This window comes from Salinicola sp. V024 (assembly GCF_052645315.1).
The window spans coordinates 741155-756526 of record NZ_JBQXYB010000001.1; the positions used below are offsets into that span (position 1 = coordinate 741155).

Sequence of the window (15372 nt, forward strand, 5' to 3'; positions counted from 1 at the left end):
ATCGATGGCTAAAGTTGATGCCCGGATCGGCCGATACCCGAGTGGATGGACCGAAAGATCGAAAAACCGTAAGACAGGTGGACGCATCACCTTCCTTCAGATCAAGGAGTTTGCGATGGATACCGCAGTCAATGCCGCCGTCGGCACAGCGTTGGCGCTGCAGAACTTCAATCAGGGCCAGGAAGCGCAGAACAGCCTGCTGAAGAAGTCTCTCGATGGGCAGGCCTCGCACATCGAGCAGTTGATGTCTTCCGTGGCACCGACAGCCGAGCTGGCCTCTTCCGGTAGTGTGGGAACGCAGATCAACACCTATGCGTGAAGGTTGATCGGTTGATAAGGCGGATAGCGAACGCGCTCCACGGAGCGCGTTTTTTATCCGACGTCACCGGGCGATCATGCCTCTCGCTGCTTCAATACCCCAGGCTCGACCTGGGCTTGGGCGTGTCCGGCTTGTAGCGGGAAATCGTTTCGATGGCGGCCTGGTGCAGCAGGCTGATATCGATGCCGACGGCGATGAAATCGAACCCCCATTCGGCATACCGTTTGGCATCCGCCTCGGCGGGCGCGAGGATGCCGGCCGCCTTGCCGGCGACATGGGTGACCTCGAGCGTGTGACGAATCATCTTTTGCACGTCCGGATGGTTGGGGTTGCCGGCGTGACCGACACCGGTGGAGAGATCCACCGGGCCGACGAAGACGGCATCGACACCCTCGGTGGCCGCGATCGCTTCGGCGTTATCGACGCCGCTCTGAGATTCCACCTGCACCACCAGACAGAGTTCTTCATGGGCGCGTGCCAGGTAATCCTCGACGCTGTCCCAGCGCGTCGCCCGGGTCAAACCGCCGCCGACACCCCGGAAACCGTGAGGCGGATAGCGGGTCGCCGCCACCAGCTTCGCCGCCTGCTCGGCCGTGTCGACCATGGGAATCATCAACGTCTGGGCGCCGATATCGAGTAGCTGCTTGATCAGCGCCGGGTCGTGGTTGACGGTTCGCACCACCGGGGCGCAGGCATAGGTCGTGATGGTATTGGGGGTGATGGTATCGGGGGCGATCGCATAGGGAGCGATGGCCTGCAACTGGGCCAGTACGGAGGGCACCGTATTGGGCGCATGTTCGCCGTCGATCAGCAGCCAGTCAAAGCCGGTAGTGGCAAGAATCTCGGTCGCGTAGCCGGTACCGAACCCGGCCCAGCAGCCATAGCGTGTATTGCCATCGAGCGAGCGTTTGAATGGATTCTCTGGCAGTTGCATGGCTACGGCTTCCTGTCGTGGCTGGGAAAAGAAACAAGACGGACCGGGCATTTGCTGCGCCGGCCCGCATGGAACAGACATTATCCTGGGGACAACCCCTCTCCTCGAGAAAAACACGATTCCAGAGTTATCGGTTTCACCCATGTCGCGGTAGCGATCTAGTTCGTCAGTCCCATCTCGCCCATGATCTTGCCGAACTTCTCGTCGTCTTCGGCCATCAACTGCGCGAAGTCATCGGCGTCTCGCCACACCACGCCGTAACCCTGTTTGGCCATGAAGTTCTGATAGGCGTCGCTGTCGTAGGCTTTCTTGAAGGCGTCTTCCAGCGTTGCCACCACGTCTTCATCCATCCCTTTGGGTCCGACAATGCCACGCCAGGCGCCGAGCGTGAAATCACTCCCGATCTGCTCCTTGAAGGTGGGGATATCGGGAAAGCCTTCGAGTCTTTCAGGGGTCATGACGCCGAGGCTGTGAAGTTCTCCGGCGTCGATCATCGATCTGGCTTCCGGCAGTGAAGATGCCACCAGGTCAATACTGTCGGACGCCAGCTCGGTCATGGCCGGCGCCGAACCCTGGCTGGGAATCCAGGTAATCTTCCCGGCGGCAATGTCCTGATCCATCAGAAAACCGTTGAGTGCCACGTGCCAGATGCCGCCCAGGCCGGTACCGGATGCCGTATAGGTGCCTTGCGGGTTGTCCTTGACCTTGGTCACGAAGTCTTCGAGATCCTTGAACGCCGAGTCGTCAGCGACCGAGAGACTGGCGGAGTCGAAGTTGATCTGCGCGATCGGCGTGAAATCCTGATAGGTCAGGTCGGTCAGCCCTTGCCAGTGCATCATCGCGACTTCGACGGTCGCCAGGCCCAGGGTGTAACCGTCCGGTTTGGCGTTGGCGATCGCGGTATGGCCGACGACGCCACTGCCACCGGTTCGGTTCTGGACGTTGATCGTCTGGCCGAGCTGCTCCTCCAGCGAGGAGGCGATGATGCGGGCGGTTGCATCGGTACCGCCGCCTGCCGCCCAGGGCACGATCAGGGTGATCGGCTTTTCGGGATAATCCGCCCATGCCAGTGGCGAGGCCAGAACGGCGGCGGACAACAGCAGGCTGAGATGACGGGGCGCGCTGGATCGTTTCATGATGACCTCGCTGGGCGTGCTTGTCTTTGAAAGTGAGTCTTCAAGATGAACTTTGCATGCAAAGTCTTAACCCAGACCTCACTGTCCCGACAATTGCGCAATCGTCTAATGGGAGCTGGCGAACAGCGTCGACAGTACACCGTCGGGATCGGCCCGCCGATGCGGCCCAGCGCAGGGCGCCGGGCCTGACATCTCGCGTGCGGAAGCGGGGCCCTTTACTGCGAGGCGATTCGCTGGCTGGCGCTGGTGAAGCCCATCAGCGACAGGTCCATGTCGAGCCGCTTGCCGTCGGGGGCGATGACGCTGACCGTGGCCTTGTTGCCGCCGCGCAGCTGAGCGAGCAACTGCGGCGACAGCGCCAGATTGGCGCGGCAGCCTTGTTGCAGGCAGACCTGGTAGGGCATGCCCACCGGTTCGTTGTCGTCCACCTGAAGCTGGATACCCGGCGCCAGACGCACGCCCAGCGGCAGCAGGAAGACCATGACCGGACCGTCGGCCTGGGCCGGAAGGCCGACCATGGCGCGCATCAGCGAGTCGTCGCTGCCCGGGTTGCTGACCATCTGGCTCATCACGCAGCTCTGGCGCTCACCGCCCTTGGGGCAGCGCACTTCCCAGGACTGGAACTGCTCGGTATCGACCTGTGGTTCGCTCGACTGCTGAGCCTGTGCCGGCGTCAGGATGGCGGCGGCCAGCGGCAGCAGCGAGGCGAGCAGGGTACGGCGAAGAGACATTGCATTTTCCTGTGTTGTGATCGATCGGGCGTCGTCATGCATGAGTATGGCCTAATTCGCGCGGCGCGGGGCACTTCTGCCATTCAGGGGCACTCTTGGCATTCAGGGGCAGATACGGGGTCAGAGCTCCACCGGCACGCCGCGATTCTCGAACACGCGCCGCAGAACGAAACTGGTATGGGCGCCGGTGACGCCCTCGATGCGGTTGATGACGTGCAGAAGTAGATGCTGGTAGTCGTCCATGTCGCGCACCAGAATCTTGAGCTGGAAGTCCGCCGCCTGGCCGGTGATGATCAGGCACTCGATGACGTTGGGCACTTCTCGAATGTGGCGCTCGAAGTTGTCGAAGCGCTCCGGGGTGTGAAGATCCATCGAAATATGCAGTAGCGCCATCAGCTGGTAACCCAGATGACGCGCGTCGACATCGGCGCGATATCGCACGATCAGGCCATTCTCTTCCAGCGCCCTGACGCGTCGCAGGCAGGGGGAGGGCGAAAGGCCGATACGGTCGGCCAGTTCCTGATTGCTGATACGCCCCTCCTGCTGGAGGAGTTCGAGTATGCGTCGATCGTATCGATCCAGGGCTAGCGGCGCCGGCGGGGTCATGGGTGTTTTCTGCCTTAAATAGAATATTTTCAGCAATTTTATGCCAATATACTTCGGTTGGCGCTTTCTTTCGCAATAAACTGCCGCAGGAAACGTTTTACACTGTGGCTGTCGTCCAGAGCCGCCGCCACGAGCAGCGGAGCCGCCCGCAGGGATATCCCCCTTGCGGCACGACGACCGGACTGCCATCAGCGGTCGAAACGCGCCGAATTCTTCACCTTCAGGAATTTCACCATGTCTGCTTCCGATCATCGCGCCTTTGATCATAGAAAATACCGTCCAGCGCCCCGCGTACCCGCCTTCGATCGCCAATGGCCGGACCGTGATCTCGATCACGCACCGATCTGGGTCAGCGAAGACCTGCGCGATGGCAATCAGGCGCTACTGGAGCCGATGAGCGTGGAGCAGAAGAAGCGCTTCTGGCACCAGATCGTCAAGGTCGGGATCAAGGAGGTGATGGTCGGGTTTCCGTCGGCGAGCCAGCCCGATTATGATTTCGTGCGTTGGCTGATCGATGATTGCCAGATCCCTGACGACGTCACCATCGCCGTACTGGTGCAGTGCCGGGAACACCTGATCGAAAAGACCTTCGAATCGCTGGTCGGCGCCAAGCGCGCCATCGTTCATCTCTACAACTCCACTTCGACCGTGCAGCGCGAACGGGTGTTCGAGATGGACCGCGACGGCATCGTCGATATCGCGGTACAGGGCGCGACCTGGGTCAGGACCTATTCCGAGCGTTATCCGGAGGTGGAGTGGCGCTTCGAATATACCCCCGAGAGCTTCTCCAGCACCGAGATCGACTTCTCGTTGCGGATCTGCGAAGCGGTCATGGACGTATGGCAGCCGACGCCGACCAACAAGTGCATCCTCAACCTGCCGACCACGGTGGAGGTGGCGGGGCCGCATCATCACGCCGATCAGATCGAATACTTCTGCCAGCACATCAAGAATCGCGACAGCGTCATCATCTCGATCCATACCCACAATGATCGTGGCGGTGCGGTGGCTTCCGCGGAACTGGCGCTGCTGGCCGGCGCGGAGCGCGTCGAGGGCACGCTGCTGGGCAACGGCGAGCGTACCGGCAACATGGATATCGTCACGCTGGCGATGAATCTCTATAGCCAGGGCATCGATCCGGAGCTCGATCTGTCGCGGCCGGACGAGATCATCGAAGTGGTCAACGAGTGCACCAATATCCCGATTCATCCGCGCCACCCGTGGGTCGGCGAGATGGTCTACACCGCTTTTTCGGGCAGCCATCAGGATGCGATTCGCAAGTCGCTCAAGCATCAGCAGCCGGACGAACCCTGGCAGGTCGCCTACCTGCCCATCGATCCGCACGACATCGGTCGTGACTATCAGGCGGTCATTCGGGTCAACAGCCAGTCCGGCAAGGGCGGCATGGCATTCCTGCTCGAGCGCGATTACGGCATCAGCCTGCCGCGCTGGATGATGCTGGCACTGGCACCTTACGTGCAGCAGGAAAGCGAGACGCGGGCCAGCGAGCTCTCTAGCGAGATGATTCGCCAAGTGATGTTCGATCGCTTCACCTGCGAATCACCGTTGTCGCTGGCCGACTATCGTCTGTCCAAGGGCCAGGACGAGGGTATCGAAGTAACCCTTTGGCAGGGCGCCGAGACGCTGCGGCTCTCGGGCAAGGGTAATGGCGCGATGTCGTCGTTTACCGATGCGTGGCAGAAGCATTCCGGCATCAGCGTTGGTATCGTCGACTATGCAGAGCATTCACTGGGGGGTGACAGCGAGGCCAATGCCATCGCCTTCGTCCAGCTCAACGTCGACGGGCAGCGTGTGTGCGCCGTGGCCGAGGACAGCGACACCGTCAGTGCCTCGCTGAAGGCACTGATCGCCGGGATCAACCTGGCGACGACTGCCGAGCCGAGCGAGGCACGCGAAGCGGCGCGAGCGCTGTAACGGCTCATCAGACTTGGCGGAAACGCAGACGGGGCGCCCAATGGCGCCCCGTCTGCGTTTTCCCTCTGTCATTGTCGTCGACCAACGGCCATCAGTTGTCGCTATCGCTGCGGATCTGGGCGTGGCTGATCAGGGCGAAGATGAAAGTGCCGCCGACGAGGTTGCCGAGTAGCGTCGGCAGGCCGAATCGGAACAGATAATCCGCCCAGCTCGCGTGACCGGAGAAGACCAGATACATCACTTCGGTCGAGCCGACGATGATATGCGTGAATCCGCCGATGGCGACGAGGTAGGTCACGATCAGAATCACCCAGATCTTGGCGCTGCCCGCGCTCGGCAGCAGCCAGACCATGGTCGCGATCATCCAGCCGGCCACGATACCCTTCGAGAACATCTGCATCGGCGTATTCTCGAGGATATGTTCGCCCAGAGAGAGAAATGCCTCGTGGGTCTGCATCGAGAAGATCGGCAGGGCCAGAATCGCCCATGCCGAAACCGCGACGCCGACCAGGTTGCCGATCAGCACGACCCCCCACAGGCGAAGCAGGCAGACGAATTTACCGAACCGCGGTTGGCTCATCACGGGCAGTACCGCGGTAACGGTGTTCTCGGTAAAGAGCTGCTGACGAGCCATGATCACCACCAGAAAGCCTACCGTGTAGCCCAGTGATTCGACCAGAAACCCGATATCGCTATCCGGTAGACGCGCATGCAGCAGGCCTTTCGCCAGCATCGAAAAGCTCATCGATAGGCCGGCGGCGATGGCAGACCAGAGCAGTGCCGATACGGTGCGGCTCAACTCCTTTTCGCCTTCCTCGCGAATGGATTCGTGTACGGCCGCCGCTTTCGAGGGTAGATCTTCGCCATTGAGCTGGAGATCGTGTTCGTCCTCCTCCTCTCTGACGCGGCTGGGCGGGGTGAGGCTGTGGTGTTTACTCAAGCTTGCATTCCTTCGTAGCGAGATAAAAGGTCGCGTCGGCAGCGCGCATTACCGTCAGGGTAGGCTGCGACAGCTGGCGGCAAGCACTATGCTGAAACGACAGTCATGAACGAAACGATAGTCGTAAACGAGACAAGGAGATAGCCAAGCATGTCGCCGGAATCGTGGACGATGCTGACGCATTTGGGAATGGCCTGGCTGGCTGGCAGCCTGATCGGGCTGGAGCGCACCTTTCACGGGCGCCCGGCGGGGTTCCGCACCCATGCGCTGGTCTGCGTCTCCTCGGCGCTGCTGATGATGGTCACGATGTATCAGTGGCAGTGGTTGGGTACAGCGGTGCCGGAAGCCACGATCCGTACGGACCCTACACGCATGGCACAGGGCATCATGACCGGGATCGGGTTCCTGGGCGCCGGGGTGATTTTCAAGGAGGGTTTGACGGTCCGAGGGCTGACGACCGCCGCCTCGATCTGGATAACGTCGGCGCTGGGTATTCTTTACGGCATCGGGTTTCTGTTTCCGGCGGTATTGGCGACCGTGGTGACCTTGCTGACGCTCTCCCTGTTCCGGATGGTGGAGGCGCGGATGCCCAGCCGGATATTCGCCCGCTGCGTGTTGCGATTCGACAGTCAGGCGGTGATGGCTGAAACGCAGATTCACGATCTGATGGCGTCGCACCGATTCAAGATCGAAAGCCTGAGCTATCGCACGCGCGACGACGGCCGCCAGTTCGAATACCGCATGATGCTGAGAACCCACGATCGCAAGTATATCCCGCCGCTGGCCGCCAATCTGCGCGACCATGATCGTCTGCTGGAGTTTCAGCTTTCGCCCACCGGAGATTGATGTCGAGAATGGTTGTCATTCCCTTGCCAGCCGATAGAGTAGGCGCTCCTGACATGGCGGCGAGGTAATGATGCAGGCACGCGAGAAGCGTCCGGCTTTCTGGATACTGATGGGCGCGGTGATGCTGTCGCCCTTGGCGATCGATATCTATCTGCCGGCATTGACCGCCATGGCCGGTGAGTTCGAGCGTTCCTACGCGGCGCTGCAGTTGACGATCACGCTGTTTCTGATGAGCGTTGGCGTCGGGCAACTGCTGGTCGGTCCGCTGACCGACCGTTTCGGGCGGCGCCCGGTGCTGCTGGGCGGCGTCGCCATCTATATGGTAGCGGCGCTGATCGGGATGACCGCGATCTCGATCGAGATGCTGTACTTTTCGCGAATACTTCAGGGGCTGGGCGCCTGCGCTTCCGTCACCGTGGCCTTCGCCGCCGTCCGTGACGGCTATACGCCGACCGAGGGCGCCAAGCTTTACAGCTATCTCAATGGTTCACTCACGCTGGTACCGTCGCTGGCACCGGTGATGGGCGGGGCGCTGACCGTCGCGCTGGGATGGCGCAGTAACTTCGCGTTCATGACCGGCTTCGCAGCGCTGTTGTGGCTCAGCGCCTATTGGCGCTTCGGCGAGACCCGGCCGCCCGGGACGCTTATCGAAAAGCGCCTCTATCGCTGGTCACGTTATCGACCGGTGCTTTTCAACCGGCGATTCCTCTATTACGCCATTCTCGTCAGCACGATGATGGCGGCCATTCTGGTCTACGTCTCGGCCGCGCCAGTGGTGATGATGGACCGTCTGCGCCAACCGGAGTGGGTCTTCAGCCTGTGGTTCGGGGGCAACGCACTGGTGAGTACGGTGGCGTTTTTCATCGTGCCCCGATTGATGGCGCGCTGGGGAAGGAAGTCGACCGTGCAGCGGGGACTGATCGTCGTCGTTGGTGGCGGCGTCCTGATCGCCTGCCTGTATGGAAGCGTGCCGGTATCGGTCGTGACCTTCATGGGGCCCATAGCGTTGCTTTCGATAGGCTTTTCGATGGTCTTGGGTGCCGCGGCGAGCCTGGCGCTGGAGCCGTTTCCCGAACGTGCGGGGACGGCAGCGGCGCTGCTGGGCTCGATTCAGCTGGGCGGCGGTGCGACGCTGGCAACGCTATTGCTGATGACGCCGTTGGCACCGCAGGTCTCATTGGCACTGATCTGCAGTGGAGGCGGGATCGTCCTGTGGGTGTTGGCAAAGCGAGTAACGGAAAATGCCAATTCCAGCGATTGAGGCCTTGTAGACGGAAAGATTCTTAATAGGCACTGTCACCGCCGCGTTGCTTGCGGTACGCCACACGCCATCCACGACCGCCGGTTGTTCATCGGCACGTCGGGTAACCTAGTGCTGCGTTGGAGTGTGGTTTAACGAGTCCGACAACGATATGAGCGGAACACGCTAGAATGAAGCAATTGGCGGCAGCGAAGCCGCGAAAGATGATGGCACGACGACGGTGATCGGTCGGCCCCGGGAAAGGAAGCGATTGGTATGGCCAGTCATGGCAAGGACAGCACATGGTTGATTCTTAACGGTAAATCCGCGCAACAGCCGGAGATTCGGGAGACGGTCGAGTCTCTGCGTCGAGAGGGGCACGAGCTTCGGGTTCGAGTGACCTGGGAAGGCGGTGATGGCAACTGGCTGGTCGATGATGCCGTCGCAGCCGGGGCCACGCGAATCGTTGCCGGGGGCGGAGATGGTTCGATCAATGAGATCGTCGCGGGATTGATGCGTCAGACTCCCGAACGGCGACCAGCATTGGGCATCCTGCCATTGGGAAGCGCCAATGATTTCGCCACGGGTTTGAACGTGCCGATGGCGCCACGAGACGCGCTGAAGTTGGCGCTGACGGGCGCCATCCGCCAGGTTGACGTCGGCAAGCTCGATGACGAGCCTTTCATCAATGTCGCCTCCGGCGGTTTCGGGGCGGAGATCACCACCTCGACCCCGGTAGGGCTGAAGCGGCTTCTGGGGGGCGGCGCCTATTCGTTGATGGGCATGCTGAAGGCCTGGAATTACCAACCCTATGAAGGGCATATGCGCTGGCCGGACGGCGAGGCACGAGTTCCGCTGTTCATGCTGGCGATCGGTAACGGCTCCCAGGCCGGCGGCGGTCAACGGCTGGCACCTTCGGCCAGGCTGGACGACGGCCTGCTCGAGTTGCTGTTCGTGCGTCATTTCAACTCGCTGGGCGATCTGAAACGGATCATCGATGAACTCGAGAATCTGCCTCAGGACGGCGAGTTCGTGCGCTATCTGCGTGTGCCTTGGGTCGAGTTCGACAGTAACGGCGCCTTTCCCTTGAACCTCGACGGTGAACCACGGCGCTACGAGCGCTTTCGCGCCTCGCTGGACCGTGATGCGTTGCCGTTGGTGGTCCCGGAGAACTGCCCCCTGTTACATCCTCCCGCCTGACGGCAGACCTCGCAAAAGGTCCACCCAGAGACGTGGATGCAAAGCGGGGAGCGCGATGCAATGGGCACAAGAGGCAGGTGTTGATCGACCAGCGATTAGAGAGGAGAGCCGGAATGGACGACTTCATGCAGGCAGCGATCGACCAGGCGAAGCGTGGTCTCGAGAATGGCGGCGTGCCGATCGGCTCCGTGCTGGTGTACCGGGGCGAGATCATCGGTCGCGGGCACAATCAGCGCCAACAGAAGGGAAGCGCCATTTTGCACGGGGAGATGGACGCGCTGGAAAACGCCGGTCGGCGATCCGCCTCGGTCTACCGTGATTCGGTGCTCTACACGACGCTGTCCCCCTGTTCGATGTGTAGCGGGGCGATCCTTTTATACGGCATACCTCGGGTCGTCATCGGCGAGAACCGTACTTTCATGGGCGAAGAGGCGCTGCTGCGCGAACGCGGCGTCGAGATCGAAGTTCTCGATGACCCCGCCTGCCGCGAAATGATGACGCAGTTCATCGCGGCCTATCCGACAGTCTGGAACGAGGACATCGGCGAACCCTGAGCCTGGCCGCCAAACATCTCTCTGCTTGAGCGCCACTGGATCGTGAACAAAAAAGCCCACCGTTAGGTGGGCTTTGTTCAAGGCGGTCGGGCCATGGGCCGAAGCTTCCACGTCTGTGACCCTTGACTGGGATTAACCAGATACCTTGATGTTGGCGGCTTGAAGGCCCTTTTTTCCCTGCGTGACGTCGAAGGTGACCTTCTGACCGTCCTGCAGCGTCTTGAAGCCGTCAGCCTGGATTTCGGAGAAGTGTGCGAACAGGTCATCACCACCATCGTCGGGGGAGATGAAACCGTAGCCTTTGGTGTCGTTGAACCACTTCACAGTGCCGGTTGCCATTGTCGATATCCTTAACTTGCATAGTGATGTAACCGAGCCTCCCGGGGGATGCCCGAAATGCGTGGTCCGACCAAGGGGAATGCGCACTAGGAGTTGGACGAGATCGACTAACAACCGACGACATTCTGCCTGCAAACCTACGCAACGGATGTTGCATTGGTGGCCATACCTCGACAAGCGCGAATGGCTTGACTTTGATAGAACCTTTTCCATGCCCCGCTTTTGAACCATAGAGGGAAATTTTGTTGGCGTCTACTGTCGGTCAGGCCGTTTTTTCAAGTTGATCGCGGCATGCGGTATGGTTTTATTAACGCTTTTAAAGAAGATTGATATATCGCTGTCATATTCGACGGCGTTGCGGGAAGGCCACTGCACGATCCCGGGCACGCTGACACTATTGGCCGTGGGTATCGATGCTTTGAAGTGCTAACGGGGCATGCGTCATGGCGGGTGTCTCGGGTAAGCTGTCGCTCACCTCGAGGAGGAGGGGCCGTGACAGCCAATCATGGCTGTGGCCAATTGTTTTCAGTCATCGAAAAAGTCAGGAGTAGTCTGCGTGGTGCAACGCGAAATCAGTCTCAACGACACGCACAGCAAGATCATCGGTTATCTGCTGTGGATCTTCGGATTTACGGGAGCCCATCGTTTTTACTACGGCAAACCGGTCACCGGGACCCTATGGTTTCTGACGCTGGGGTTGTTCGGCATCGGTTGGCTGATCGATCTGTTCCTCATTCCGAGCATGGATCGGCAGGCCGATCTACGCTTTCGATCCGGGCCGATAAGCTACACGCTGGGCTGGATCCTGCTGACGTTCCTGGGTCTGTTCGGCATTCATCGAATGTACATGGGCAAATGGATCACCGGCCTGATCTATCTGTTGACCGGGGGGTTGTTCCTGATCGGCATACTCTATGATTTCTGGACGCTCAACGATCAGATTTCGCTCAAGCATGCGCGCCGCGGGCTTTAAGGCCCGTCGGAGCCGATACGGCTGCCTCGCGGATACCCGTTCCAATCGATATTTTGATCTTGCGCGATGATATTGCGGATCAATGTTGCGGGCGATTTGATGGAACGGGCCCGTGGAGCAGTGTTACAGACGATGTCACAAGGAGGTGACGCATGGCGGAGCGCCTGAAGCTGACCGCTATTTTCGAAACGCTCGACCGTCAGGTCGAGGACGACACCATCACGCTGCAGGATATTATCGATACCTTCAACGCCAGAGGTTTCGGCCCGGTGGTGCTGCTGCCGGCGCTGATTGCGTTGTTACCCACTGGCGGCGTTCCGGGAGTGCCCAGCGTCTGCGGTACCTTCATTGCGTTGATGGCGATTCAACTGGTGTTCGGACGCAAGAGTCCTTGGCTGCCCAAGGCGTTGGGTGAGCGGGGCGTCAGTCACGATCGCTGGCATCGCGTCACGCAGCGGGCCAAGCCCTGGACGCGTCGCATCGATCGCTTTCTGCAGCCTCGGCTGCGCTGGCTGATGGGAGATATCACTCAGCGTCTGCTTGCGCTGCTGATGGTCGTACTCGGGCTGAGCATGATCCCGCTGGAACTGCTGCCGTTCGCGGCAGCCATACCGGCGCTGGCGATCGCGGTCATGGCGCTGGGGCTGACGGCGGGGGACGGCCTGATGATGCTGATGGGGCTCGGCGTCACGCTAGCTGGCGGAGCCGGCATCGGTATCTGGCTTGTGTAGATCGACTCGATAGACCCGTCATTCTCGAGTCCCGCCGAAAAAGCGCCCCGATGCTGTCCTTGACTCAGCCGTTGAGCTGATTCGCGGACAGTCGGGGCGTTTCGCTGTCGAACGGTGCCTGGAGAGGCCTGGCCTCAGTTACGTGCGATCAGCGTCGGGTCGTAGTTGCCTTGACTCTCGGCCGGAGACAGCATGGCGACGCCTTGAGTGTTGCCCTGCTTGGCGAGGCTTTCGAATATCACCCGATACGCCAGCACGGCCTGTACGTAGTCACGAGTTTCGCGGAACGGAATGCTCTCGACGAAACGATCGAACTCGGGCGGTGCACTGTTCAGCCAACGATCGACTCGCTGGGGGCCGGCATTGTAGGCGGCTGTCGCGGCGATTCGATTGCCGCGGTAGCGCTCCAGCATCGAGCGAATGTAGGTGCTGCCGAGACGAATGTTCAGCTGGGGTTCGAAAAGCTCGGATGTGTTGGGCGCGCTGATCCCCAGCTCGCGAGCGACGTGATCGGCGGTGCCGGGCATCAGTTGCATCAGGCCCCGCGCGCCGACCGGTGATGCGGCAAGCGGATTGAACGCGCTCTCGCGGCGAGCAATGCCCATCAGCAGATAGGGATCGACCTGGTTGGTTTCGCCCCATTTCAGGAACGAATCTCGATAGGCGGCCGGGAAGCGCCACGGTAGCGCATCCCACTGCTTGGCGGCGATGGTGGTCTGAATCGCCATGCCGTACCAGCCCTGGCGAATCGCGTAATCGGCCAGCGCCTCGGCCTGAGCCGGCGTGTCTCTGGCGGCGGCGGTGTACCACTCGCTGCGGGCCAGCCCGTCTTCGCCGATTCGCATCAACGCTTCCGTGCGCTGTACCACGGGCAGCATATTCGTCAGTTCTCGCTGAAGCGTCGTGACCTCGGTATTGGCCATCTGCAGTTGATAGGGCTGCCCCAGGCGGTCGGCGGCAGCGAAACCGAAGAAGCTGCGATCCTGTGCCGCCAACTGGTAGGCCTGGTGCGCCTTGGCGTCATCGCCCATTGCCTCGCTCGCGCGGCCGAGCCAGTACTGCCAATGAGCCTCGGCGCGTACCTCCGGTGGCAGCGCTTCGCTCCAGCGGGCGACGTTGGCCCAATTGCCCTCGGTGACCGCATTGCGAATCCGCAGCTCGATCAGATCGGCATCCGCCAAGCGCGGCAGCGTCGTATCGACCCAGCCCTGATTATTGCCGACATCGCGAACCATCGAATAGAACGCCAGATCATGCTCGATCCGGTCACGCTGCTCTTCGCTGAGTGAAACGTGGGCGGAAATCTTGCGCCACGCTTCCAGTGAAGCCTCGGTGTCTGCGCGGGTCAGGCCATGCATCGTGGCGGCAATCAGTGCCCCGCTGGCCTGGCCATCGGGGCCGAGATCCAGTGGAATCCGGGTGACGTCGGCATAGTTGCCGCGGACGTCATCGAAGCTATCGATCGCTCGCTGCCAGGAATCATCGAGATCTCGCCCGAGGTAGGTGACCAGGCCGCTCTGGCCGTTTTCCCAGGCCAGCATCATGCGCTCCCAGGTGTCCTCGTCGGTCAACACGCCGCGATCCTCGAGGGTCGAGAACAGCGAATCACAGGCCGCGGGCTGGGAGGCGCCGACATGCCATAGCGCTTCGCCGCCGGCGGCGGCCTTGGCCGGTTCACGATCGAGCAGTGCGGTGTAGTAGTAGCATTGCCGGATGGTGCCCGAGGGTTCGCCATCGCTGATGGCCAGCAGATCGTCGAAGCGTCCCATCTTGCCAAATTGTGTCTGCGCCGAGCCACGCATCCAGTCGGCCAGCGGCGAGTCACCGTAGCGCACGATGAAATCGTTGACCTGAGCCGCCGTAGCGCTGGAAAGCCGGGCACGAAGGCGGTGATATTCCACATAGCCCGCCAGGACGTGATCCTGAATGGCGGCGTCATCGATATCGTTCCAGCGCCGGTCGCGGGCGGCGTCCAGCGCCTGCTTCATGGCCTGATCGCTGCTGGCGTTCACCGTGGGCGAAACGGCACCGTTGGCGACGGCGCTGACGCCCATGGCGCCGGCCAGGCACCAGCTCAACCAACGTCTGCGGATAGGCAATGCGGGCATTGGGTCTCTCTCTTTCTCGAAGCGCTATTCTTCAACGCGCGTGCTTGTACGGATCGCGCTCCTGGCAAGACCGCGTCACGAAGGGGGCCATCGTGACGCGCATCGAAGCGACGTCGACTCAGCGCCCATCGTCGCCGATGGGGGCCGGCTTGGGTAGTGTTTGACGGCGAAGATTTGAATTCGGCTGCAAGACGTCATCGCCGATCTTTGTTCGGGCCAGCGCCTCGATACGTGGCGATCGAAAACGACAGGGGTTCGTCGCGGCGATCTGAACGCTCTTCCACACTCTTCCACGGTCTTTCGAGGTGCCGATGTTGAATCCTGACCGGATCGTGACCATTTAAGTTCCAGGCCGGCGTCGATCGAGTGCTTCTGCGCCCAACATCCTGATCGGAGGTTCTCCCATGAATCCCTGGCGTTTTGTGACACAGTTTTCCCGCCTCAAGCAGCGCGGTGGCGCCCTGGCCCGTATCGGCCGCGCGTTCCGGGTTTTCGGGCCGATGTGCATGGATGTCTTTCGGGGCCGTTATCGCCCGATTCCCTGGGCCGCCTTCGGGTGGATGGCTGCAGCACTCGTTTATCTGGTATCGCCGCTGGACCTGATCCCCGATTTCCTGATGATCATAGGGCTGGTCGACGATGTTTTCATCGTGGGCTGGCTGTTGACGCGGGTCGACCGCGCGATGGGCGATTATCGGCGTTGGAAAGGCATCGACGATGAGGAAATCGTTGCGGATTGACGGGCTGGCTTGAAATGGGGAAAGCCAGCCCCATATCGCT

General features: G+C 61.0%; 16 protein-coding genes. 9 read left to right on the forward strand and 7 right to left on the reverse strand.

The genetic code is table 11. The annotated features are described in order from the left end of the window. Positions 1-115: 115 nt before the first annotated feature. Positions 116-319, forward strand: a complete 204-nt coding sequence (locus ACUN9V_RS03390; RefSeq protein ID WP_075561660.1) for a putative motility protein — start codon at positions 116-118, stop codon at positions 317-319. 91 nt (positions 320-410) lie between these two features. On the opposite strand, the gene ACUN9V_RS03395 is transcribed toward ACUN9V_RS03390, so the two are convergent. The 4 genes from ACUN9V_RS03395 to ACUN9V_RS03410 form a co-directional block, all read right to left on the reverse strand. Further along, positions 411-1253, reverse strand: coding sequence for an HpcH/HpaI aldolase family protein (locus tag ACUN9V_RS03395; protein ID WP_445510323.1), 843 nt, complete (start codon positions 1251-1253; stop codon positions 411-413). Positions 1254-1411: 158 nt separating this feature from the next. Beyond that, complete coding sequence (locus tag ACUN9V_RS03400; RefSeq protein ID WP_445510324.1) at positions 1412-2389, reverse strand: tripartite tricarboxylate transporter substrate binding protein; 978 nt, start codon at positions 2387-2389, stop codon at positions 1412-1414. A 215-nt stretch (positions 2390-2604) separates the two neighbouring features. Next, positions 2605-3120 carry an invasion associated locus B family protein gene (locus tag ACUN9V_RS03405; protein ID WP_445510325.1) on the reverse strand — a complete coding sequence of 172 codons (516 nt, stop codon included), beginning with the start codon at positions 3118-3120 and terminating at the stop codon, positions 2605-2607. A 120-nt stretch (positions 3121-3240) separates the two neighbouring features. Continuing rightward, positions 3241-3726, reverse strand: coding sequence for an Lrp/AsnC family transcriptional regulator (locus ACUN9V_RS03410; protein WP_445510326.1), 486 nt, complete (start codon positions 3724-3726; stop codon positions 3241-3243). A gap of 234 nt (positions 3727-3960) precedes the next feature. Between ACUN9V_RS03410 and ACUN9V_RS03415 the strand changes: the two genes are divergently transcribed. After that, positions 3961-5661, forward strand: a complete 1701-nt coding sequence (locus ACUN9V_RS03415; RefSeq protein WP_445510327.1) for a 2-isopropylmalate synthase — start codon at positions 3961-3963, stop codon at positions 5659-5661. 91 nt (positions 5662-5752) lie between these two features. Here ACUN9V_RS03415 and ACUN9V_RS03420 read toward each other — a convergent pair whose 3' ends face one another. Then, on the reverse strand, positions 5753-6601 hold the full coding sequence (locus ACUN9V_RS03420) for a formate/nitrite transporter family protein (RefSeq protein WP_445510328.1): 849 nt from the start codon (positions 6599-6601) through the stop codon (positions 5753-5755). A 150-nt stretch (positions 6602-6751) separates the two neighbouring features. Here ACUN9V_RS03420 and ACUN9V_RS03425 point away from each other — a divergent pair, with 150 nt between their 5' ends. From ACUN9V_RS03425 to ACUN9V_RS03440, 4 genes are all read left to right on the forward strand, one after another. After that, on the forward strand, positions 6752-7447 hold the full coding sequence (locus ACUN9V_RS03425; RefSeq protein WP_110693777.1) for an MgtC/SapB family protein: 696 nt from the start codon (positions 6752-6754) through the stop codon (positions 7445-7447). A 67-nt stretch (positions 7448-7514) separates the two neighbouring features. Then, a complete protein-coding gene (locus ACUN9V_RS03430; RefSeq protein WP_445510329.1) occupies positions 7515-8708 on the forward strand; it encodes a multidrug effflux MFS transporter in 1194 nt (397 codons plus the stop codon). A gap of 255 nt (positions 8709-8963) precedes the next feature. Next, positions 8964-9887, forward strand: a complete 924-nt coding sequence (gene yegS / locus ACUN9V_RS03435) for a lipid kinase YegS (protein ID WP_445510330.1) — start codon at positions 8964-8966, stop codon at positions 9885-9887. A gap of 113 nt (positions 9888-10000) precedes the next feature. Further along, entirely contained in the window at positions 10001-10441 is a 441-nt protein-coding gene (locus tag ACUN9V_RS03440; protein ID WP_075561669.1) for a nucleoside deaminase, read from the forward strand. Between the two features lie 132 nt (positions 10442-10573). Here the strand turns inward: ACUN9V_RS03440 and ACUN9V_RS03445 are convergent, their stop codons facing one another. Beyond that, positions 10574-10780, reverse strand: a complete 207-nt coding sequence (locus tag ACUN9V_RS03445) for a cold-shock protein (protein WP_071232112.1) — start codon at positions 10778-10780, stop codon at positions 10574-10576. Positions 10781-11336: 556 nt separating this feature from the next. Between ACUN9V_RS03445 and ACUN9V_RS03450 the strand changes: the two genes are divergently transcribed. Both ACUN9V_RS03450 and ACUN9V_RS03455 read left to right on the forward strand, forming a co-directional pair. Continuing rightward, positions 11337-11753: an NINE protein gene (locus tag ACUN9V_RS03450; RefSeq protein WP_246837660.1), complete on the forward strand. Its 417-nt coding sequence runs from the start codon at positions 11337-11339 to the stop codon at positions 11751-11753. A gap of 152 nt (positions 11754-11905) precedes the next feature. Further along, positions 11906-12484 carry an exopolysaccharide biosynthesis protein gene (locus ACUN9V_RS03455; protein ID WP_445510331.1) on the forward strand — a complete coding sequence of 193 codons (579 nt, stop codon included), beginning with the start codon at positions 11906-11908 and terminating at the stop codon, positions 12482-12484. A 134-nt stretch (positions 12485-12618) separates the two neighbouring features. Here ACUN9V_RS03455 and ACUN9V_RS03460 read toward each other — a convergent pair whose 3' ends face one another. Further along, positions 12619-14592 carry a transglycosylase SLT domain-containing protein gene (locus tag ACUN9V_RS03460; protein WP_445510332.1) on the reverse strand — a complete coding sequence of 658 codons (1974 nt, stop codon included), beginning with the start codon at positions 14590-14592 and terminating at the stop codon, positions 12619-12621. A 404-nt stretch (positions 14593-14996) separates the two neighbouring features. Between ACUN9V_RS03460 and ACUN9V_RS03465 the strand changes: the two genes are divergently transcribed. Further along, positions 14997-15332 carry a YkvA family protein gene (locus ACUN9V_RS03465; RefSeq protein ID WP_445510333.1) on the forward strand — a complete coding sequence of 112 codons (336 nt, stop codon included), beginning with the start codon at positions 14997-14999 and terminating at the stop codon, positions 15330-15332. Positions 15333-15372 lie beyond the last annotated feature (40 nt).

What these genes read in the sequence shown, in the direction of transcription:
- ACUN9V_RS03390 (WP_075561660.1), top strand. Translation starts at nt 116, where the DNA reads ATGGATACCGCAGTCAATGCCGCCGTCGGCACAGCGTTGGCGCTGCAG.
- ACUN9V_RS03395 (WP_445510323.1), bottom strand. Translation starts at nt 1,253, where the DNA reads ATGCAACTGCCAGAGAATCCATTCAAACGCTCGCTCGATGGCAATACA.
- ACUN9V_RS03400 (WP_445510324.1), bottom strand. Translation starts at nt 2,389, where the DNA reads ATGAAACGATCCAGCGCGCCCCGTCATCTCAGCCTGCTGTTGTCCGCC.
- ACUN9V_RS03405 (WP_445510325.1), bottom strand. Translation starts at nt 3,120, where the DNA reads ATGTCTCTTCGCCGTACCCTGCTCGCCTCGCTGCTGCCGCTGGCCGCC.
- ACUN9V_RS03410 (WP_445510326.1), bottom strand. Translation starts at nt 3,726, where the DNA reads ATGACCCCGCCGGCGCCGCTAGCCCTGGATCGATACGATCGACGCATA.
- ACUN9V_RS03415 (WP_445510327.1), top strand. Translation starts at nt 3,961, where the DNA reads ATGTCTGCTTCCGATCATCGCGCCTTTGATCATAGAAAATACCGTCCA.
- ACUN9V_RS03425 (WP_110693777.1), top strand. Translation starts at nt 6,752, where the DNA reads ATGTCGCCGGAATCGTGGACGATGCTGACGCATTTGGGAATGGCCTGG.
- ACUN9V_RS03430 (WP_445510329.1), top strand. Translation starts at nt 7,515, where the DNA reads ATGATGCAGGCACGCGAGAAGCGTCCGGCTTTCTGGATACTGATGGGC.
- yegS (WP_445510330.1), top strand. Translation starts at nt 8,964, where the DNA reads ATGGCCAGTCATGGCAAGGACAGCACATGGTTGATTCTTAACGGTAAA.
- ACUN9V_RS03440 (WP_075561669.1), top strand. Translation starts at nt 10,001, where the DNA reads ATGGACGACTTCATGCAGGCAGCGATCGACCAGGCGAAGCGTGGTCTC.
- ACUN9V_RS03445 (WP_071232112.1), bottom strand. Translation starts at nt 10,780, where the DNA reads ATGGCAACCGGCACTGTGAAGTGGTTCAACGACACCAAAGGCTACGGT.
- ACUN9V_RS03455 (WP_445510331.1), top strand. Translation starts at nt 11,906, where the DNA reads ATGGCGGAGCGCCTGAAGCTGACCGCTATTTTCGAAACGCTCGACCGT.
- ACUN9V_RS03460 (WP_445510332.1), bottom strand. Translation starts at nt 14,592, where the DNA reads ATGCCCGCATTGCCTATCCGCAGACGTTGGTTGAGCTGGTGCCTGGCC.
- ACUN9V_RS03465 (WP_445510333.1), top strand. Translation starts at nt 14,997, where the DNA reads ATGAATCCCTGGCGTTTTGTGACACAGTTTTCCCGCCTCAAGCAGCGC.